The 20,183-nt window shown below is 40.2% G+C and carries 15 protein-coding genes; 14 read left to right on the top strand and 1 reads right to left on the bottom strand.

The genetic code is table 11. The features are described 5' to 3' along the window. Positions 1-14: 14 nt before the first annotated feature. The 6 genes from mgtA to EG2_RS11620 all read left to right on the top strand — a co-directional run bounded on the left by mgtA (position 15) and on the right by EG2_RS11620 (position 9,570). Positions 15-2,606 carry a magnesium-translocating P-type ATPase gene (mgtA, locus tag EG2_RS11645; protein WP_060814867.1) on the top strand — a complete coding sequence of 864 codons (2,592 nt, stop codon included), beginning with the start codon at positions 15-17 and terminating at the stop codon, positions 2,604-2,606. 435 nt (positions 2,607-3,041) lie between these two features. Further along, entirely contained in the window at positions 3,042-4,151 is a 1,110-nt protein-coding gene (gene pdhA, locus EG2_RS11640; protein ID WP_003127214.1) for a pyruvate dehydrogenase (acetyl-transferring) E1 component subunit alpha, read from the top strand. A gap of 2 nt (positions 4,152-4,153) precedes the next feature. Beyond that, positions 4,154-5,131, top strand: coding sequence for an alpha-ketoacid dehydrogenase subunit beta (locus EG2_RS11635; RefSeq protein WP_003127215.1), 978 nt, complete (start codon positions 4,154-4,156; stop codon positions 5,129-5,131). A gap of 25 nt (positions 5,132-5,156) precedes the next feature. After that, positions 5,157-6,797 carry a dihydrolipoyllysine-residue acetyltransferase gene (locus EG2_RS11630; RefSeq protein ID WP_005472521.1) on the top strand — a complete coding sequence of 547 codons (1,641 nt, stop codon included), beginning with the start codon at positions 5,157-5,159 and terminating at the stop codon, positions 6,795-6,797. Positions 6,798-6,804: 7 nt separating this feature from the next. Continuing rightward, positions 6,805-8,211, top strand: a complete 1,407-nt coding sequence (gene lpdA / locus EG2_RS11625) for a dihydrolipoyl dehydrogenase (RefSeq protein ID WP_003127217.1) — start codon at positions 6,805-6,807, stop codon at positions 8,209-8,211. A gap of 165 nt (positions 8,212-8,376) precedes the next feature. Next, positions 8,377-9,570, top strand: a complete 1,194-nt coding sequence (locus EG2_RS11620; RefSeq protein WP_060814876.1) for an MFS transporter — start codon at positions 8,377-8,379, stop codon at positions 9,568-9,570. 111 nt (positions 9,571-9,681) lie between these two features. On the opposite strand, the gene EG2_RS11615 is transcribed toward EG2_RS11620, so the two are convergent. Next, positions 9,682-10,206, bottom strand: a complete 525-nt coding sequence (locus EG2_RS11615) for a type 1 glutamine amidotransferase domain-containing protein (protein WP_003127221.1) — start codon at positions 10,204-10,206, stop codon at positions 9,682-9,684. A 922-nt stretch (positions 10,207-11,128) separates the two neighbouring features. Between EG2_RS11615 and EG2_RS19695 the strand changes: the two genes are divergently transcribed. The 8 genes from EG2_RS19695 (at position 11,129) to EG2_RS11575 (ending at position 20,167) form a co-directional block, all read left to right on the top strand. Next, positions 11,129-11,377: a hypothetical protein gene (locus EG2_RS19695; protein WP_228073944.1), complete on the top strand. Its 249-nt coding sequence runs from the start codon at positions 11,129-11,131 to the stop codon at positions 11,375-11,377. Between the two features lie 64 nt (positions 11,378-11,441). After that, on the top strand, positions 11,442-11,924 hold the full coding sequence (locus EG2_RS11605) for an MGMT family protein (protein ID WP_060814866.1): 483 nt from the start codon (positions 11,442-11,444) through the stop codon (positions 11,922-11,924). 240 nt (positions 11,925-12,164) lie between these two features. Further along, positions 12,165-12,437: a UPF0223 family protein gene (locus EG2_RS11600; protein WP_060814865.1), complete on the top strand. Its 273-nt coding sequence runs from the start codon at positions 12,165-12,167 to the stop codon at positions 12,435-12,437. A gap of 9 nt (positions 12,438-12,446) precedes the next feature. Beyond that, positions 12,447-13,214, top strand: a complete 768-nt coding sequence (locus EG2_RS11595; protein ID WP_060814864.1) for an inositol monophosphatase family protein — start codon at positions 12,447-12,449, stop codon at positions 13,212-13,214. A gap of 128 nt (positions 13,215-13,342) precedes the next feature. Next, complete coding sequence (gene typA / locus EG2_RS11590) at positions 13,343-15,172, top strand: translational GTPase TypA (RefSeq protein ID WP_003127228.1); 1,830 nt, start codon at positions 13,343-13,345, stop codon at positions 15,170-15,172. 243 nt (positions 15,173-15,415) lie between these two features. Then, complete coding sequence (rlmD, locus tag EG2_RS11585) at positions 15,416-16,792, top strand: 23S rRNA (uracil(1939)-C(5))-methyltransferase RlmD (RefSeq protein ID WP_060814863.1); 1,377 nt, start codon at positions 15,416-15,418, stop codon at positions 16,790-16,792. Positions 16,793-17,028: 236 nt separating this feature from the next. Then, positions 17,029-19,134: an AAA family ATPase gene (locus tag EG2_RS19690; protein ID WP_060814862.1), complete on the top strand. Its 2,106-nt coding sequence runs from the start codon at positions 17,029-17,031 to the stop codon at positions 19,132-19,134. Beyond that, positions 19,118-20,167 carry a 5-methylcytosine restriction system specificity protein McrC gene (locus EG2_RS11575; RefSeq protein ID WP_060814861.1) on the top strand — a complete coding sequence of 350 codons (1,050 nt, stop codon included), beginning with the start codon at positions 19,118-19,120 and terminating at the stop codon, positions 20,165-20,167. The genes EG2_RS19690 and EG2_RS11575 overlap by 17 nt, the downstream gene beginning before the upstream one ends. Positions 20,168-20,183 lie beyond the last annotated feature (16 nt).

Raw genomic sequence — 20,183 nt, 5'->3', positions numbered from 1 at the left:
AGGAGGAAAAGAAGATGTTAAAAAAATTATCTAAAGATCAAGAATTAAAATTACTTGCACAACTTTCGGAAAGAGAGTTACTGATGGAAATGCGGACTTCGTTTAATGGACTATCAAAAGAGGATGCAGCAGAACGTCTGGACGAATATGGACCAAACCAAGTAGATGCACAAAAACCAACACCTGCTTGGCTGATGTTTTTAAGTGCTTTCAAAGATCCTTTTGTATTAGTTTTGGCTTTGCTGATGGTCATTTCTTTTTTCACAGGTGATTATGAAGCAGTGGTCGTGATGGGAATCATGATCTTAGCAAGTGTTACGATCACATTCGTGCAAGAATATCGTTCGCAAAAAGCAAGTTTGGCCTTAAAAGAATTAATTGAAAATACATGTTCTGTCACTCGAGACGGCGAAACGATCGAGATTCCGATGGATGAAGTCGTACCAGGAGACATCGTGACATTGGCAACCGGGGATATGATTCCGGCAGATGCTATTTTGATTTGGACAAAAGATTTATTTATCAATCAATCTTCTCTGACCGGAGAATCTATGCCGGTGGAAAAATTTGTCGATGCTGGGATCAAAGATTCTAAAGAAACGATTTCCGCATTAGATATGCAAGATTTGGTTTTCATGGGAACAGATGTCCTTAGTGGACAAGGTAAAGCAATTATTTTAAAAACCGGTCAAAGTACTTTTTTTGGTGATATTGCCAAAAATGCAACGTCAAAACGAGGAAAGACTACTTTTGAGGATGGTTTGACGAAAGTCAGTAAATTGTTGCTGCGAATGGTAATGGTTTTGTTTCCCATCGTCTTTTTGATCAATGGATTGACAAAAGGCGACTGGGGAGAAGCCCTTTTCTTCGCAATCGCTGTAGCTGTTGGTTTGACTCCGGAAATGTTGCCAATGATCGTCACAAGTAATTTGGCAAAAGGTGCCATGTCGTTAGCTAAAGAAAAAGTGATCGTCAAAGAATTGCCTTCGATTCAAAACTTGGGCAGTATGGACGTTTTATGTACGGATAAAACCGGCACGATCACTGAAGATCGCGTCGTATTAGTGCAGCATCTGAATCCGTTTGGTAAAGAAGACCAACAAGTGTTGGATATGACCTATTTGAATTCCTATTATCAAACAGGTTGGAAAAATTTGATGGATATTGCGGTATTGAACTACTTCGAAGATACAGAGCGCCAAGCGCCTTATCAAGAAGTCATCAAAGTGGATGAAATCCCCTTTGACTTTTCCCGCCGGCGTTTAACAGTGGTTGTCAAAGCAGATGGGCACCAAATCATGGTCACAAAAGGTGCTGCTGAGGAAATGGAGAAAGTCTGCAAATACGTGGAAGTCAACGGACAAGTTCTGGAATTGACAGATGAATTAAGAGAAAAACTTCGTGAGGTAAATCACCGCTTGAATAAACAGGGCATGCGTGTCCTAACAGTAGCAATCAAGCGAGATGCTCACGCAGAAGCCGTCTACACAGTTGAAGATGAACAAGATATGATCATGATCGGATTCATGGGCTTTTTAGACCCAGCGAAAGAGTCCGCAAAAACAGCTATTGCTTCATTACATGGTCATGGTGTCAACGTGAAAGTTTTGACTGGTGACAATGCGATCGTGGCGCAAAAGGTGTGTAAAGATGTGGGGATCGAAGTGAACGACTATCTTCTAGGGATAGACGTTGATCGTCTCTCTGATGAAGAATTGGCTGAAAAAGCAGAAGCGGTCAATCTATTTGCTAAGTTGAATCCTATGCAAAAGTCACGCATCATTCAGTCGCTGCAAGCCGATGGTCATACTGTCGGATTTATGGGAGATGGAATCAATGATGCGCCTGCACTGCGGGCTGCTGATGTCGGTATTTCTGTAGATACGGCCGCAGACATTACCAAAGACGCAAGTTCGATCATTTTATTAGAAAAAAGCTTGAATGTGTTAGATAAAGGGGTCATTGAAGGCCGTAAAGTTTTCACAAACATGATGAAATACATCAAGATGACATTGAGTTCAAACTTTGGGAATGTTTTTTCGATCCTTGTCGCTAGTGCATTCTTGCCTTTCTTGCCAATGCTTTCTATTCAATTGCTGGTGCAAAATCTAGTCTATGATATGGCACAGTTGACCATTCCTTGGGATAATGTGGATGTGGAAGAACTAGAAAAACCAGTCAAGTGGCAAGTCAGAGGCTTATTGAAATTCACCGTAAGCATTGGACCAGTCAGCAGTATTTTTGATATCTTGACATTCTTCGTGATGTGGCATGTGTTCCAAGCAAATACCATTCAAGAACAAGCGCTGTTCCAAGCCGGCTGGTTCATGATCGGTCTTGTGACGCAAACATTAGTCGTGCATATGGTCCGGACGCGTAAACTGCCATTTTTCCAAAGTATCGCATCGCCAGCAGTCTTACTGTCAAGCGTTCTTGCGATTTTGGTAGGTTTCGGTATTATCTTGTCGCCGCTGCACACAGTCTTTGATTTTGCAGCGCTACCATCTTCTTACTGGCCATGGTTTGTCGGCATTATTCTTGCCTACCTGGTAAGCGTAGAAGTAGCTAAGAGAATCTATATCCATTATACAAAAGAGTGGATCTGAGAAAAGAAACGGATAGTCATAAAAGATTTTAACTTTTATGCTATCTGTTTCTTTTTTATTCTATTCTGTATTATTTTTTTCTCATTATCAAAAAAAACTAATTTTACTAAGTCGGAACATTCACAAGGGAAAGTCCTCCAGGTGTTACGTTTCTGTTTAGTTAAAAGGCGAAGTCTGTACTATTCTTAAAAGAAAAAAAGAATTTAATAAGGAGTAAAGCAAGAAAGCGATTGCTTAAATGTGATTATTTTCACTAATCGTTTCTTAAGAGTTGGTCTAATGGGAATCGTTTTATTAAAAAAAAAATACCTTTTCACTTGTCTTATTCTCGTTTAAATGATAATTTATAGTAGTAAATGATTTTTCGATGATACAGATTTTATCCCTGTTACATTCGAAAGTGAATTTTTATATCAGAGAGGAAAGTGTGTCAAGATGGCAAAAAAACAAAAAGCACTTGATTTCCAAGCAATTTTGGAGCAAGTCAATGCAGATTTTCCAACTTATCAAGCATTAGATAAAGACGGAAAAATCGTAAATCCAGATTTAGTACCTGATCTAAGTGACGACGAATTAGTCGAGTTGATGACTCGCATGGTATGGTCCCGTGTATTAGACCAACGCTCTACTGCGTTAAACCGTCAAGGTCGTCTAGGTTTCTTCGCGCCAACAGCTGGTCAAGAAGCAAGTCAATTAGCAAGTCATTTTGCATTTGAAAAAGAAGATGTGCTTTTACCTGGTTACCGTGATGTCCCTCAATTGATCCAACACGGCCTTCCATTGAAAGAAGCGTTCTTATGGTCTCGCGGACACGTAGCTGGAAACCTTTATCCAGAAGACTTGCAAGCTTTACCACCACAAATCATTATCGGTGCGCAATACGTGCAAGCTGCTGGTGTAGCTCTTGGTCTGAAAAAGCGCAACAAGAAAAATGTTGTCTTCACTTATACAGGTGATGGCGGTTCTTCACAAGGGGACTTCTATGAAGCAATCAACTTTGCTGGTGCTTACCATGCAAACGCTGTATTCTACATCCAAAACAACGGTTTTGCGATTTCAACACCTCGTGAAGTTCAAAGTGCTGCGCCAACATTAGCTCAAAAAGCAGCTGCAGCTGGTATCCCAGGAATCCAAGTGGATGGTATGGATCCATTAGCAGTTTACACTGTATCAAAAGCAGCTCGTGAATGGGCAGCAAATGGCAATGGACCAGTTTTGATTGAAACATTGACTTACCGTTATGGTCCACACACATTATCAGGGGATGACCCAACGCGTTACCGTTCAAAAGATATGGACAGCGAATGGCAACAAAAAGACCCATTGGTTCGCTTCCGTACGTACTTGACTGAAAAAGGACTATGGTCTGAAGAAAAAGAAGAACAAATCATTGAACAAACTAAAGAAGAAATCAAAGCTGCAATCGCTGAAGCTGACCGTGTACCTAAACAAAAAGTTTCAGATTTCTTGAAAAATATGTTTGAAGTACAACCTCAAAACATTAAAGAACAAATTGCAACTTACGAAGCGAAGGAGTCGAAATAGTCATGGCACAAAAAACAATGATTCAAGCAATTACAGATGCCTTAGCTGTTGAAATGGAAAACGACAAAGAAATTTTAGTCTTTGGTGAAGACGTCGGTAAAAACGGCGGGGTTTTCCGGGCAACAGAAGGTTTACAAGAAAAATTCGGTGAAGATCGTGTTTTCGATACCCCTCTTGCTGAATCTGGTATCGGCGGTTTAGCTTTTGGTTTAGCACTAGAAGGTTTCCGTCCAGTTCCAGAAATTCAATTCTTCGGATTCGTTTTTGAAACATTTGATGAAATCGTTGGACAAATGGCACGTACTCGCTACCGTATGGGCGGCACACGCAACTTGCCAATTACGATTCGTTCACCATTTGGTGGTGGTGTGCATACACCAGAATTGCACTCAGATAACTTGGAAGGATTGATTGCTCAATCACCAGGTATCCGTGTCGTGATTCCATCAAACCCATACGATGCAAAAGGATTGTTAATTGCTTCTATTCGCAGCAATGATCCTGTTGTTTTCTTAGAACATATGAAACTTTACCGTTCATTCCGTGAAGAAGTGCCAGAAGAAGCGTATGAAGTTCCATTGGATAAAGCAGCGGTGACTCGTGAAGGAACAGACGTATCGATCATCACTTATGGTGCAATGGTTCGTGAAGCAATCAAAGCAGCGGATAACTTAGCAAAAGAAAACATCAATGCTGAAATTATCGATTTGCGTACAGTTGCTCCTCTTGATGTGGAAACAATCATTAAATCTGTTGAAAAAACTGGTCGTGTGGTTGTTGTTCAAGAAGCTCAAAAACAAGCAGGCGTAGGCGCTCAAGTCGTTTCTGAAATTTCTGAACGTGCGGTTCTTTCATTAGAAGCACCAATTGGACGTGTATCTGCTCCAGATACAATCTTCCCATTCGGTCAAGCAGAAAATATCTGGTTGCCAAATGCTAAAGATATCGAAGACAAAGTGAAAGAAATCGTGAACTTTTAATAGTTGAAGAAGGGAAGAATAGAAAATGGCATTTCAATTTAAATTACCGGATATCGGTGAAGGGATCGCAGAAGGCGAAATCGTAAAATGGTTCGTTAAACCCGGCGATACCATCAATGAAGATGACACTTTATTGGAAGTTCAAAATGACAAATCAGTTGAAGAAATCCCATCTCCAGTCACAGGTACTGTAAAAAATATCCTTGTATCAGAAGGAACAGTTGCCAATGTTGGTGATGTATTAGTAGAAATCGATGCACCTGGCCATGAAGACAATGAAGGAGATGCAGGTGTGGCAGCGCAAGCCCAAACTCCTGCACAACCAGCTGCTGTTCCAACAACGGAAGCTGCATCTGCTGGTTCTTCAGAAGGCGAAGGCGTATTCCAATTCAAATTACCAGATATCGGTGAAGGAATTGCAGAAGGCGAAATCGTAAAATGGTTCGTTAAAGCTGGCGACACCATCAATGAAGATGATACTTTATTGGAAGTTCAAAACGACAAATCAGTTGAAGAAATCCCATCTCCAGTCACAGGTACTGTAAAAAATATCCTTGTATCAGAAGGAACAGTTGCTAATGTTGGTGATGTATTAGTAGAAATCGATGCTCCAGGACACAACAGTGCACCAGCTGCTAGTTCTGCAGCGCCAACTGCAGCGCCAGAAAAAGTTGAAACTTCTGGCTCAGCAAGTGTCGTTGAAGCTGCTGATCCAAACAAACGTGTATTAGCAATGCCTTCTGTCCGTCAATTTGCTCGTGAAAAAGATGTCGACATCACACAAGTAACTGCAACTGGCAAAGGTGGCCGCGTGACAAAAGAAGACATTGAGAACTTCCTATCTGGTGGCGGAGCTTCAGCAACTGCAGAAGCAGCAGCTCCAGCAAAAGAAGAAGCGCAAGCACCAGCAGCTGAAAGCAAACCAGCAGCACCAGCTAAAGCCTTCAAGTCTAACTTGGGTGATTTAGAAGAACGTGTAGCATTAACTCCGACACGTAAAGCAATTGCGAAAGCAATGGTCAACAGCAAACATACAGCACCTCATGTAACATTGCATGATGAAGTAGAAGTAACAAATCTTTGGGATAATCGCAAGAAATTTAAAGAAGTTGCTGCTGCCAATGGCACAAAACTTACTTTCTTGCCATATGTTGTAAAAGCATTGACTGCTACAGTCAAAAAATTCCCTATCTTGAATGCTTCAATCGATGATGCAAAACAAGAAATTGTGTACAAAAACTACTACAATATCGGTATTGCTACGGATACGGATCATGGGTTATATGTACCAAATGTCAAAGATGCAGACCGCAAAGGAATGTTTGCTATCGCTGATGAAATCAACGAAAAAGCTAAACTTGCTCATGACGGCAAACTTTCTGCAGATGACATGCGCAACGGAACGATCACTATCAGTAACATTGGTTCTGTAGGCGGTGGCTGGTTCACACCAGTAATCAACTACCCTGAAGTAGCTATCTTGGGTGTTGGTACAATCGCGCAACAACCAATCGTCAATGCTGAGGGCGAAATCGTTGTCGGCCGCGTAATGAAACTTTCATTGAGCTTTGACCACCGAATCGTTGATGGTGCAACAGCGCAACAAGCAATGAATAATATCAAACGTCTATTAGCTGATCCAGAGCTATTAATGATGGAAGGATGATTAACAAATGGTAGTTGGAGATTTTGCTGTTGAATTAGATACAGTTGTAATCGGTGCGGGACCTGGCGGCTATGTAGCTGCCATCCGCGCAGCGGAAATGGGACAAAAAGTTGCGATCATTGAAAGAGAATACATTGGCGGTGTTTGTTTGAACGTTGGTTGTATCCCTTCAAAAGCATTGATTGCAGCAGGACATCATTACCAAGAATCACTAGATTCGACAATGTTTGGTGTAACAAGCGAAAACGTATCACTTGATTTTGCTAAAACACAAGAATGGAAAGACAACAAAGTTGTGAAAACATTGACTTCAGGTGTTGGCTTCCTATTGAAAAAACACAAAGTTGAAACAATTGAAGGGGAAGCTTTCTTTGTTGATGATCACACATTACGTGTGATTCATCCTGATTCAGCTCAAACTTATTCTTTCAACAATGCAATCATCGCGACAGGTTCTCGCCCAATTGAAATCCCTGGTTTCAAATTCGGTGGACGTGTGCTTGATTCTACTGGCGGATTGGCATTGAAAGAAGTGCCTAAAAAATTCGTTGTTATCGGTGGCGGTGTCATCGGTTCTGAACTTGGTGCTGCTTATGCAAACCTTGGAGCAGAAGTAACGATTCTTGAAGGTTCTCCTCAAATTTTGCCAACTTATGAAAAAGATATGGTTAAATTAGTTGAAGAAGACTTCGCTAAAAAAGGCGTAACGATCGTTACTAATGCAATGGCTAAAGAAGCTGTTGATAATGGCGATAGTGTAACGGTTAAATACGCTGTTGATGGCAAAGAAGAATCAGTGACAGCTGACTATGTGATGGTTACAGTTGGTCGACGTCCGAATACAGATGACATGGGCTTAGAGCAAGCCGGTGTTGAAGTTGGCGAACGTGGATTGATCACAGTTGACAAACAAGGCCGTACGAACGTATCAAACATCTTTGCAATCGGAGATATCGTACCTGGTGCAGCACTTGCTCATAAAGCAAGTTATGAAGCAAAAATTGCTGCTGAAGCCATTTCTGGTAAAAAAGTTGCTGTTGATTATAAAGCAATGCCAGCGGTTGCCTTTACTGATCCAGAATTAGCTTCTGTCGGTATGACGATCAAAGATGCAAAAGATGCTGGAATTGAAGCGAAAGCTTACAAATTCCCATTCTCTGGAAATGGTCGTGCATTGTCTCTTGGTAAAACAGAAGGATTTATCCGCTTAGTAACAACAGTAGAAGACAATGTGATCATCGGTGCGCAAATCGCTGGTTTAGGTGCAAGTGACATGGTTTCAGAATTGGCTCTTGCAATCGAATCAGGTATGAACGCAGAAGATATCGCGTTAACGATCCACCCACATCCATCTTTAGGTGAGATCACCATGGATGCTGCTGAGTTGGCATTAGGCTTACCAATCCATATTTAATGATAGAAGACTCGTTCATCCTTTCGATGAGCGAGTTTTTTTATGGGATCAAGTATCAGTGAATGGCATAAAATACTGGCGATTGCCTACTTGATTGCTGTAGCAAATCTGTCTGAATTATGCTATATTAAGTTGCTATCTAAAACGGATGAAGGCGGGGATTGTATGCGTAAACAATTGGGTGGGAAAACGATTCGTCTCTATTATACAAGTCTGCAATTTCTTTATTGGATGATGTTTTGTTCAATTTATGGATTTGCCACATTATTTCTGATTTATTTTAAGATCGATCCAGCAAAAATCGGTGGGATCTTAGCACTTATCAATATTTTTTCAGCCGCGCTTCAGCCTTTCATCAGTCAAGTGATCATTAAAAGAAAAAGGATTCCCTTGATTGCTGTCCTAAAAGGGATGACACTGAGCCTGATTATCGCTCTTCTAGTAGGGTTATTACTGCCAGCACTGACGATTATCAGTTTTATCATTGGTGCAATCGTGCTAGTTTCCATGCAGTCATTTATCAATGCTCTTGCATTTGAGTATGTGAACACCGGCTATGGGATTAATTTTGGTTTTTCGAGAGCAGGCGGTTCACTAGGATATGCCGCAACCTCTTTCTTATTAGGGCAGTTGTTGGCGAGCTATTCGGCTGCGCTTCTCCCAATAATGGCATTAGTAGAAGCAGGACTGTTTTTTGTCCTCTTACTTTTGCTGCCCACAGTGAAAACAAGGGTTCTGCCGTTGAAGATAGAAGAGAAGCATTCGGGTGGGTTAGGAAAAAAATATCCTTTTTTACTTTTGTTATTCATAGGATTCAGCTTTCTGTTCAGCTTTCACACAATGATCAATAGCTTCTTGGCACAGATTTTTGCTTCGATCGGAGGCGGCAGCAAAGAAGTAGGAATTTCATTAATGATTGCTGCATTATGCGAGTTGCCAGGAATGATATTCTTCGAACGTTTGGTCAAAAGAAAGTCCAGCAAGCTTTGGCTTTTGTTTTCTAGTATCGCATTTGCAGTCAGAGGAGTAATGATGTTGCTTACCAGCACGATTGTTATGATGGAAATGACACACCTATTGCAGGGCTTTAGTTTTGCTTTATTTATCCCAGCGTCTGCTTATCTCTTCAATCACGTATTGGCAGATGAAGATCGGGTATTTGGACAAACGCTGATCATTATTGCGACGACATTAGGCGGTGTGCTGGGGAATATCTTAGGCGGCAGCCTTTTACAGAACTTCGGTGTCTGGCAGATGTTATTGTGCGGCACGTGCTTTGCTTTGATTGGAGCGTTATTGACGCTATGGGGGATCCGTAAGCTGCCAAAGGCCTCTGTTGTTTCCGATCTTTCCGAATAGCAGACAAGGAATGACAAAAATAGCTAGAGCAATGTTCAAAAATGATAACGAAAAAGAGTGGCGAACAATCATCGCCACTCTTTTTCGTTAAAGTGAATCAGCCTAGCCGGGTTATTTCTTTTCTAAAACAGCGATGAATTCCCGCATATAATCGGGCAGGTCAGGTGGTCTACGGCTAGAAACGATGTGACCGTCGGTGATAACTGGTGTATCCACCCAAGTAGCTCCGGCGTTTGTCATATCGTCTTTTATGCCAGGGGTGCTAGTCACTTTTCTTCCTTGCAATATATTCGCGGAAATCAAGACCCAGCCGGCATGACATATTTGACCAATGACTTTTTCTTCTTTGTCCATTGCTTGAACAAAAGAAATGACTTGTGGGAATCGGCGCAGTTTATCCGGTGCCCAACCGCCAGGGACTAAGATGGCATCATAATCAGCCACATGGATGTCGTCAAAAGCAAACGCGGATTCTGCAGGAACTCCGTATTTTCCTTTATAGCTTTTATGGGCTTCTTCGCCAACTAAATCCACTTGAGCGCCTTCTTCTCGCAAACGGTGAACAGGGTACCAAAGCTCTAAATCCTCGAAATCATTGTCGACTAACGCGATGATTTTTTTATTTTCTAAGCGCAAATGAAATCCTCCTTTATTCTTGCTATTCTTACTGTAACATCAAGGAAAAGGAAACACCAAAAGAATGCTTTTCAAGAAAGACGACTAGCATTTATCTGTAAAGTGTAGCCGCAAGAGTAAAAAAGCAGTCGTTAAAGAAAATAGAAGATCAATGAAGGGATAGTTCTAGCAGTGTCAGCGTTGTAACGAATAATAAATTAGGTCATAATCAAAGTAACCAATAAGTCTTAGCAAGTCTGAACAGATCTGAACAAGATTGAATAGGAGCGTGAAAATAGGGAACCTTTTGAAAAAGCTAGACAATCTATTTATCAAAATGCACGTCCATTGGAATTTGCACGCTGACAGATTCATTTTGAAGACGGTAGCCGGGAGAATGTTTTACAGATGTTAGAGGTCTATCAAAACGAGGATGGCGGCTTTAGTCACGGCTTAGAGCCAGACAATTGGAAACCCAACAGCACCCCGATTGCGACGTGAGCTGCCTGCAGTATTTTACGAGAGATCAATTGCCTTGATGCTAAAAATCCTATAATACAGGGGATCTTGAGGTACTTGTCCAGTGGGAAAGATTTTTTCTAAAGAGAGGTGGTGGAACCAAGTACCTTCGACTGCTTTTACCCCCATGCCATCTGGTGGGAGAGTCCTGTAGGTGTGCCGGCTAATAATCCCACCGTGAGTTTTGCTGGTATGATCATCCGCGTGGAAGATACTGGTTTATCTCAACAAGCGGAGGGAATCCTTCAAACCGCCATTGATAGCTTTCTCAATGAGACAACGATGATAGGCATACGTTAGTCGTTTATTTGGAAATGCTAAACTATTGTAAAAAAACACATGATCAACCTCTTTTGGAGAACATAAATTTTCAAGAAGTGTTGTGCCAACAAATTCGTCAAACCGTCTCGAAAGCCCCAGAAGAATGGTTTACTTCTTACACCAGCAAACCATCGGACTTTTTTTCTCGAAAGAACAACTGCTCACCATTTTTGATAAAGAACTTTGTCAGCAAGAAGCCGCTAAAATCTCAGAGAACCAGCTAGAAGATGGTTCTTTACCTATTCCATGGCAATGGGGCACAGAATATACAAAGTTTTATATCAGCGTGAATTGGTGGAAATCCGTTCAGATCATCAAGAATTTTTTATTTTTGCATGCTTTTTCAAAATAATTTGAAGCTTCTCATTGCAGTTTGATTTAGAAGGCGGTACTTTGAAAGTAAAGGAGGGACTAGTATGGTCGATGAAAAAAAGAAAGATTTCAATAAGATGCTCCATGAGACGAAAGGAATGCCGAAAATCAAGCAAATCACAGATGAAAAGAGTATTGAGAAATATGGGGGAAAGAGAATGCTTTTGGCTCCTCCAGTGGATTACAATCAAATCATGGGGCGTATCCCATTAGGCCAAGTGATGACGATTAGTAAGATTCGCGAGTATCTGGCAGAAAGGTATGGCGCCGATTTCACAGATCCGATCACCGCGGGTATTTTTGTCTCCATCGCAGCATGGGCTAGTGAACAAAGAAAAACAGATAAAATTCCTTTCTGGCGGACATTAAAAGCGAATGGGGAGTTAAACCCTAAGTATCCAGGCGGAATCGAGAAACAAAAAAGCGCTTTGGAAAACGAGGGACATACGATCCTTATTAAGGGAAGAAAAAACCTACGCTATTATGTTAAAGACTTTACTGAAGTTCTAGCACAACTATCTAAATGAACCAACGTGGAATGAGTTAAGGTATCTCGTATTTTAGTTAGAGCTAGGACTAAGCTCGATTAAGTCTGTAAAAGGCGATATAGCCTAGGCATCATGGGGTCTTCTTCAAAACATTCGTTCATTTTTTTAAATAGGGGGTGCATCTCTCATTGAGAGGTGTCCTCTTTTATTTTGCGACAGAGTCTCTGACCAATTTGTATTTTTATGGTACACTGAATAGGACGAATAGGGGTGATTAAAATGCGTGATTATCAATATCCTCTAGATCTGGACTGGTCAACAGATGAAATGGTTATTGTAATGAATCTATGGGATCGCTTAGAACAAGCCTACGAGAAAGGGATCCCGGCAGCGGAGTTTTTAGAAGCTTATCAGCAGTTTAAGAAAGTTGTGCCAGGTATTGGGGAAGAGCGCCGTTTAGGCAGAGATTTCGAAGACTTGAGCGGATACTCATTGTATCGAACGGTTCAAGCGGCCAAGACGACAAGCGGTAAACTGAAAATGAAGGAGTAGAAATCAACCATGCAAGAAATCGTAAGTGAAATCCATAGCTGGATGATTGCAGCAGGGGAAAAAATCAAAGAAAACCTAAATAAAGAGTCTCTGATCGTTGAAACAAAATCAGGTCGGAAAGATTTGGTGACTGAACTGGATAAGGCGACGCAGGATTTTCTAATTGAGAAGATTCAAGCCTTTGACCCAGAAGCAAACATTCTAGGGGAAGAAAATGGTTTAGATCGACTTTCAGATTTTAGTGGACGAGTATTTATCATTGATCCTATTGACGGAACCATGAATTTCGTGTTGGAAAAAGAGAATTTCTGTATCATGATTGCTGTATATGAAGAAGGCCAAGGACGTTTTGGCTTTGTTTATAATGTCATGAAAAATGAATTTCTTTGGGGTGGTCCGGAAATTGGGGTCTTTTGCAACGGAAAAAAAATCGATCCGCCGAAAGATATCGCTTTAGAGGAAGGATTGATCGGATTAAATGCGCCCATGTTGATGCATAATCGTCATCATGAAGTCGAAATGAGTGAACGGGCACTAGGTGTACGGATGACCGGTTGTGCGGGCATCGAATTGATTGCGCTGGTCTTAGGTCAGCGCGCAGGCTATATTTCCAACCTAGCGCCATGGGACTATGCCCCTGGCGGTATCTTAATGGAAACATTAGGTTTGAAGATGGCGAATATCACCGGAGAGGAACTTGCTCTAGATGGTCGGGAATTGTTTATTGGTGGCACACCAACAGCATTTCAAGAATTATTGACGATCGCAAATCAATAAATGACGAGCAGATATCTACGGGTATCTGTTTTTTTCTGTAAAAATGAAAACTTTGCACTATATTTCAGAAAGAAATTCTGGTATAATGGCTTGTCGAGTGCAATGTCACCAAAAAAGGAGTTTATAAATTGAATATTAGAAATGATATCCGCAACGTCGCTATTATTGCCCACGTTGACCACGGAAAAACTACATTAGTTGATGAATTATTGAAACAATCCCAAACGTTAGATAGCCATACCCAATTACAAGAACGGGCGATGGATTCAAATGCGATCGAGAAAGAACGTGGTATCACGATCTTAGCAAAAAATACGGCCGTTGAATACAATGGCACAAAAATCAACATCATGGATACCCCAGGACACGCGGACTTCGGTGGAGAAGTGGAACGAATCATGAAAATGGTCGACGGTGTTGTCTTAGTTGTTGATGCGTATGAAGGAACGATGCCGCAAACACGTTTTGTATTGAAAAAAGCGTTGGAACAACATTTAGTGCCGATCGTTGTTGTAAACAAAATTGATAAACCATCTGCTCGTCCAGAACACGTTGTCGATGAAGTGTTGGAATTATTTATTGAATTAGGGGCAGATGACGACCAATTAGATTTCCCAGTCATTTACGCTTCTGCAATCAACGGTACATCTAGTGCATCAGACGATCCAGCTGATCAGCAAAAAACGATGGCGCCATTGTTCGATACGATCATTGAACACATTCCAGCACCAATCGATAACAGTGACGAACCTTTGCAATTCCAAGTATCATTGCTTGATTATAATGATTATGTTGGACGTATCGGAATTGGCCGTGTCTTCCGCGGATCAATCAAAGTCGGCGACCAAGTTGCATTGATGAAATTAAATGGAGAAGTCAAAAAATTTCGTGTAACGAAACTTTTCGGGTTCTTTGGTTTGAAACGTCTAGAGATCCAAGAAGCCAAAGCCGGTGATTTGATCGCGGTTTCCGGAATGGAAGATATCTTCGTTGGTGAAACAGTGACACCAATTGATCACCAAGATTCATTACCTGTGCTGCATATTGATGAACCAACATTGCAAATGACATTCATCGTGAACAATTCTCCTTTTGCTGGTCGTGAAGGAAAATTCGTTACAGCACGTAAAATCGAAGAGCGCTTGATGGCTCAATTGCAAACAGACGTGTCATTGCGTGTTGATCCAATTGGACCTGACTCATGGATCGTTTCTGGCCGTGGAGAACTTCATTTGTCGATCTTGATCGAAAATATGCGTCGTGAAGGTTTTGAATTGCAAGTTTCTCGTCCAGAAGTCATTGAACGTGAAATTGATGGTGTGAAATGTGAACCATTTGAACGTGTTCAAATCGATACACCGGAAGAATACATGGGATCAGTCATCGAATCATTGGGCATGCGTAAAGCAGAAATGCAAGACATGATCAATACAGGAAATGGACAAGTGCGGATCATTTTCTTGGCACCTGCTCGAGGATTGATCGGTTATACGACAGAATTCTTATCTATGACTCGCGGTTACGGCATCATGCACCACACCTTCGATCAATATTTGCCAATGATCCAAGGTCAAATCGGTGGTCGTCATCAAGGGGCACTGGTTTCTATCGATACAGGTAAAGCAACGACTTACTCAATCATGAGTATTGAAGAACGGGGAACTGTTTTTGTTGAACCAGGTACCGAAGTATACGAAGGAATGATCATTGGTGAAAACTCTCGTGACAAAGACTTAACCGTTAATATCACGAAAGCAAAACAAATGACTAACGTTCGTTCAGCAAACAAAGACCAAACATCTGTGATCAAGAAACCTCGCATTCTTTCTTTGGAAGAATCATTGGAATTCTTGAACGATGATGAATACTGTGAAGTAACCCCAGAAAGCATTCGTTTGAGAAAACAAATCTTGAACAAGAGCGAACGGGAAAAATCACAGAAAAAGAAAAACAGCTGATAAATAAAACACCTAAGGAAGTTTAAGACTTCTCGTGTAGATGATTTTCCGAAGGATGGAAAAGGAATTGCTCTTGTGGTGCAGCGGCTCTTCGCCGCAGAGCCTAAAAGCAATCAGCCGATTCTGTCCTTCGGATGTTTTTTGTTCAAAATGTTGGCGAAGAGCCATCATCGAAATAAACAGCGCTTGCAATTTCAGCGATTCCTTTTTAAAATGAGAAAAGCAAGCACAAAGGAGAAACCTATGAAAAATTATCCTGTTAAGAAGAACCAGGAACTTGAGGTCGATATTTTAGACCTTTCCCATGAAGGAAACGGCATCGCCAAAGTCGATGGCTATTTACTTTTTATTGAAAACACATTACCCGGCGAACGTGCGCTAGTCAAAGTGTTGAAAGTTGGCAACAAATTTGGTTTTGCCAAAGTGATGAAACTGTTACAAACGAGTCCAGATCGTCAAGAACTGCCTAATGAAGATTTATTGCGAACCGGTATCGCACCTTTGAGTCATCTGAAGTACGAAAAACAATTGGCATTCAAACAACAACAAGTAGAGAATGTTTTAGCAAAAGTCGCGAAAATGCCGCAAGTTGAGGTATTGCCTACGATCGGCATGGAACAACCTTTTGGCTACCGTAACAAAGCGCAGATTCCCGTTCAAAAAATCAAAGGGCAGTTGACTACTGGTTTTTACCGCAAAAATAGTCATACCCTGGTACCAATCGAAGATTTCTATATCCAAGATCCGGCGATCGATCAAGCGATCGTAACCGTGCGGAACATTTTGCAGCGTTTTAACGTCAAAGCCTACAACGAAGAAGCTCACGAAGGCTTTTTACGGCACGTTGTGATCCGTCGCGGACACCACTCAGGTGAAATGATGGTCGTTTTAGTCACACGAAAAGCGAAGTTTTTCAAAGGAGAAGAGATTGCTGAAGTCATTCATGAAGAGCTTCCTGAAGTAGTATCGGTGATCCAAAATATCAATGAAGAAAAAACCAATGTCATCATGGGTGATGCAGAGAAAGTCCTTTATGGAAAAGCTTCGATTGATGACCAATTGTTCGATAAGACGTTCCAAATCTCTGCCAAATCTTTCTACCAAGTCAATACGGCCCAAACAGAAGTGCTGTATCAAAAAGCGTTTGAATTAGCAGATCTACAGCCGGATGACATTGTCGTGGATGCATATGCCGGCATTGGAACCATCGGAATCAGTTTAGCTGATCGTGTCCAAGAAGTTCTCGGAATGGAAGTTGTTGCTGAAGCGGTCGAAGATGCCAAAGCAAATGCTGCGAGAAATGGCTTAGAAAATGTTCATTACTTTGTAGGCAAAGCGGAGAAGATTATGCCTCAATGGTTACGTGAAGGCATTCAGCCAACTGTTGTCTTTGTCGATCCGCCAAGAAAAGGTCTAGAAGCTAGCTTTATCGAGACAACGGCTGCGGTTAAGCCAGAGCGCATTGTTTATATTTCCTGCAACCCAGCCACACTGGCACGTGACCTAGCGCTATTCGCAGAAGAAGGCTATGTGACAAAACAAATCCAGCCAGTTGATCTATTCCCACAAACCACTCATGTGGAATGTGTGGTCTTGTTGATACGTCTTGAAAATAGATAGAGTGAGATATGATATACTGAGAGTTGGGACATTTTGGTTCTGGCTCTTTGTTTTAGTTTGGAGAAACAGATTGATAAGGTGAAAAGATATAGATTAGGAAATAAGTTGGAGAATGGTATAGCTGGGTGCGTGAACAAAATTTTTAGTATTCATAACAGTTTTGGATGATATACAACAAAAAAATTTTCCGTGATATAATTGAAGATACTTTTATTTGTTCTGGTGAGGTGGATTAGATGGGCAATTCAATGGAAATACGTAAACAACTTTTTAGGGACTGGGCAAAAGATAACCTAGGTGAGAAAACTGGGATCTGGTACACACCGTATCTTGAAAAACTTGGGTTATTGTTGAGCAAATTTGAATTAAGTAACAGCTATTTTGAAAATTTTTTTTACTACGAGACATATGATGAGTTTAAAGAAGTATATCAGAAGATTACTGGAGATAAGGACAGTTCATTATTAGAACTGATGAAAGGGAAAAGGAAAAAATACACTAAGGAATTTGTAAAGATCAACGAATCCTTTAAACGTCATTATGCACAAATGGATTATGACAATGGGAATCGAAGCCAACCGACTAATTATGGTGGTATAGCGCAGTTAGGAACAATCTTGAGATCATATCTAAAGTTTTTGTACTATACTGAAAATCCAGAAAAGATTTACCCGAAGAGAGAACAAAAGTCTTCGAGCTTAGATGGTCAAGTTGATGACAGTGTGAATTACTGGCTCTATGTTCCAGGCGATGACGCTAATCTTTGGCAAGAACTTTTTCAATCGGAAATCATAGGGTTTGATTGGGACTTTCTTGAAGATTTAAATCAATATGAGAATAGACTTGACATCCAGAAGGCTATCTCAGAACATCGGAAAGATAAAAAAAATTCATTAAATGAAGCAAAAGAGATTTGGGACTTCTACAGAGAAATTAAGCCTGGTGACATTGTTTATGCAAAAACAAATGGTAACCATATTGTTGGAAAAGGTGTTGTTAATGGAGATTACTACTTTGATAGCAATGTTTCAAAATATAAGCATCGTCACAATATAGACTGGACGAATAAGGGGTCATGGAACTTAAGCGACCAAGTTTCACAAAAAATGCTGACTAACCTCAATAATTATCCTGATTTTATTGTTTACTTGGATCAGCACATCAATGGAGAGCCAATTGATGAAAAGTTACATTTAATTAATGAATTCAAAGTTTGGCTTTCGCAACAGGTACAGCAAAATGGAGAATTATTAAATGATAAAACTATCAGTCAAAAGATTTCTTCTCTCAAAAGTATTGAAGTTACGTTTACAGTGATTATTTTCGGTGAAACTGATACCGAAGCGTTAAAGAATATCAAGGAAACGGTTCTTAATGATGAAACCTACGACAGATACAAGGGTGTATCAGGAAGTTCTATTGACTATTATATTCGATATGTGGAATCAAGACCATCAGCTAGAGAGAATGAATCATATTCCAGAGAAGATTTTCTTTCAGAAGTATACATTGATGAACATGCTCTTGGAAAGCTTCAATCAGTTTTACAAAATAAGAAAAATTTGATTTTGAAAGGTGCTCCCGGAGTAGGAAAAACTTTTATCGCTGACAGATTGGCATATCTAATGATGGAAGAGAAAGATGATTCGCGGATTCAAATGATTCAATTCCATCAGAGCTATAGTTACGAAGATTTTATTGAAGGATATCGCCCCAAAGTGGATAGTGATGGTTTTGAATTGAAACAAGGACCATTTGTTAAATTTGCACGTAAAGCTTCTCGTGATCCTGAAAGAGACTACTTTTTCATCATTGATGAAATAAACCGTGGGAACATGAGTAAGATTCTAGGAGAACTCATGATGTTAATTGAGACTGACAAACGCGGCAAATCAGTCAATCTGCTCTATTCAAATGAAAAATTTTCAGTACCGGCCAATCTTTATATTATTGGTATGATGAATACAGCCGACAGAAGTCTAGCATTGCTGGATTATGCATTGAGACGTAGATTTTCTTTTTACGATATAGCACCAGCTTTTGAAAATTCAACGTTCACTGAATATATCAATAATATTGGTTCACCGATTAAGATGATCAAAGTAATAGAAATAATCATATCTCTAAATAAAACCATTATAGCTGAGCTTGGTAAAGGTTTCCAAATCGGTCATAGCTATTTTGTTGGTGATGCATTTTCCATAGACGCAGAATCAAGACTTATTGAAGTAGTAGAATATGAAATTATTCCTCAACTCTATGAGTATTGGTTTGATGATGAAGATAAAGCTGAGAGCTGGGCGAATAAGTTAAGGAATGCTTATGATGGAAAAAAACTCTAAGATACCGATTCGAAATATCTATTACATGCTGTCTTATGCTTACCAAACAATTGGACTATCAGAATATCAACGAATGAATGTTGAGCAGTTTGATAACGTGAAAGGTTTATACATTGAGATTTTGAAAATCGGTCTTCCTGTTTTAATTCGAGGTGGTCTAATTAAAGATTACGTTCAAGAAACTGATAGGACAACAGTCATCAAGGGGAAAATTGATATTGGTTCTTCCATCAAGCAAAATGCCCTGGTGGATAAAAAATTAGTAGTTCTATACGATGTGTTCTCTGAGGATGTGCTTCTAAATCAGATTTTAAAGGCAACAATTCAATATCTCTATAAATTACCAGATATTTCAAAGCCAGATAAGAGATTTTTCTTTGGGTTATTACCATATTTTTCCGATGTAACAGACATTGAGCTATCACTTAGACTTTGGAAGAAAGTTGAATATAATCGACAAAATATACGTTATCAGTTTCTTATTGATGTCTGTAGATATTTGTATGAAGAGTTACTCTTGGATGAGTCGAATGAAGAGCAATGGATAAGAGAAATGAAAGATGAACAGCGATTATCGTCACTCTACGAAAAATTTGTATTTGCTTTCTATAAACGTGATACCTGCTACAAAGTGACACACCCACAAATTCCATGGATAGTAGGGGATGGTTTCATTGAAGCTTTGCCGAATATGCAAACTGACATTGTTTTGAGTGATGGTGCTAAGACCTTAATTGTGGATACAAAGTTTTATTCTGAGAATATGGCGACCAGATTTATTGGGAGCGATGCAAAGCAAAAGACTGCTAATCTTTATCAAATTTTCACTTACGTTAATAACTGGATTTCAAAAGATGGTGAAGTAGTAGGAGGCATGCTCCTCTATGCTAAAACGATAGAGGAACATCAGCCAAACCATCACTATGAATTAAATGGCTATCCGATTAGTGTAGTGACACTGGACTTGAATCAAACTTTTGAAGATATAAAAAATGAATTGTTGAAACATGCCTCCCAATTTTTCCAACCTTGACCTATTTTCTAGGCAA

The sequence above is a fragment of the Enterococcus gallinarum NBRC 100675 genome (genome assembly GCF_001544275.1).
Taxonomy (GTDB): Bacteria; Bacillota; Bacilli; order Lactobacillales; family Enterococcaceae; genus Enterococcus_D; species Enterococcus_D gallinarum.
The sequence above is the reverse complement of the archived record's forward strand: the minus strand, read 5'-3'. Positions and strand labels throughout refer to the sequence as shown.

Coding starts and splice junctions, on each gene's coding strand:
- mgtA (WP_060814867.1), top strand. CDS start 15: ATGTTAAAAAAATTATCTAAAGATCAAGAATTAAAATTACTTGCACAA.
- pdhA (WP_003127214.1), top strand. CDS start 3,042: ATGGCAAAAAAACAAAAAGCACTTGATTTCCAAGCAATTTTGGAGCAA.
- EG2_RS11635 (WP_003127215.1), top strand. CDS start 4,154: ATGGCACAAAAAACAATGATTCAAGCAATTACAGATGCCTTAGCTGTT.
- EG2_RS11630 (WP_005472521.1), top strand. CDS start 5,157: ATGGCATTTCAATTTAAATTACCGGATATCGGTGAAGGGATCGCAGAA.
- lpdA (WP_003127217.1), top strand. CDS start 6,805: ATGGTAGTTGGAGATTTTGCTGTTGAATTAGATACAGTTGTAATCGGT.
- EG2_RS11620 (WP_060814876.1), top strand. CDS start 8,377: ATGCGTAAACAATTGGGTGGGAAAACGATTCGTCTCTATTATACAAGT.
- EG2_RS19695 (WP_228073944.1), top strand. CDS start 11,129: ATGGTTTACTTCTTACACCAGCAAACCATCGGACTTTTTTTCTCGAAA.
- EG2_RS11605 (WP_060814866.1), top strand. CDS start 11,442: ATGGTCGATGAAAAAAAGAAAGATTTCAATAAGATGCTCCATGAGACG.
- EG2_RS11600 (WP_060814865.1), top strand. CDS start 12,165: ATGCGTGATTATCAATATCCTCTAGATCTGGACTGGTCAACAGATGAA.
- EG2_RS11595 (WP_060814864.1), top strand. CDS start 12,447: ATGCAAGAAATCGTAAGTGAAATCCATAGCTGGATGATTGCAGCAGGG.
- rlmD (WP_060814863.1), top strand. CDS start 15,416: ATGAAAAATTATCCTGTTAAGAAGAACCAGGAACTTGAGGTCGATATT.
- EG2_RS19690 (WP_060814862.1), top strand. CDS start 17,029: ATGGGCAATTCAATGGAAATACGTAAACAACTTTTTAGGGACTGGGCA.
- EG2_RS11575 (WP_060814861.1), top strand. CDS start 19,118: ATGGAAAAAAACTCTAAGATACCGATTCGAAATATCTATTACATGCTG.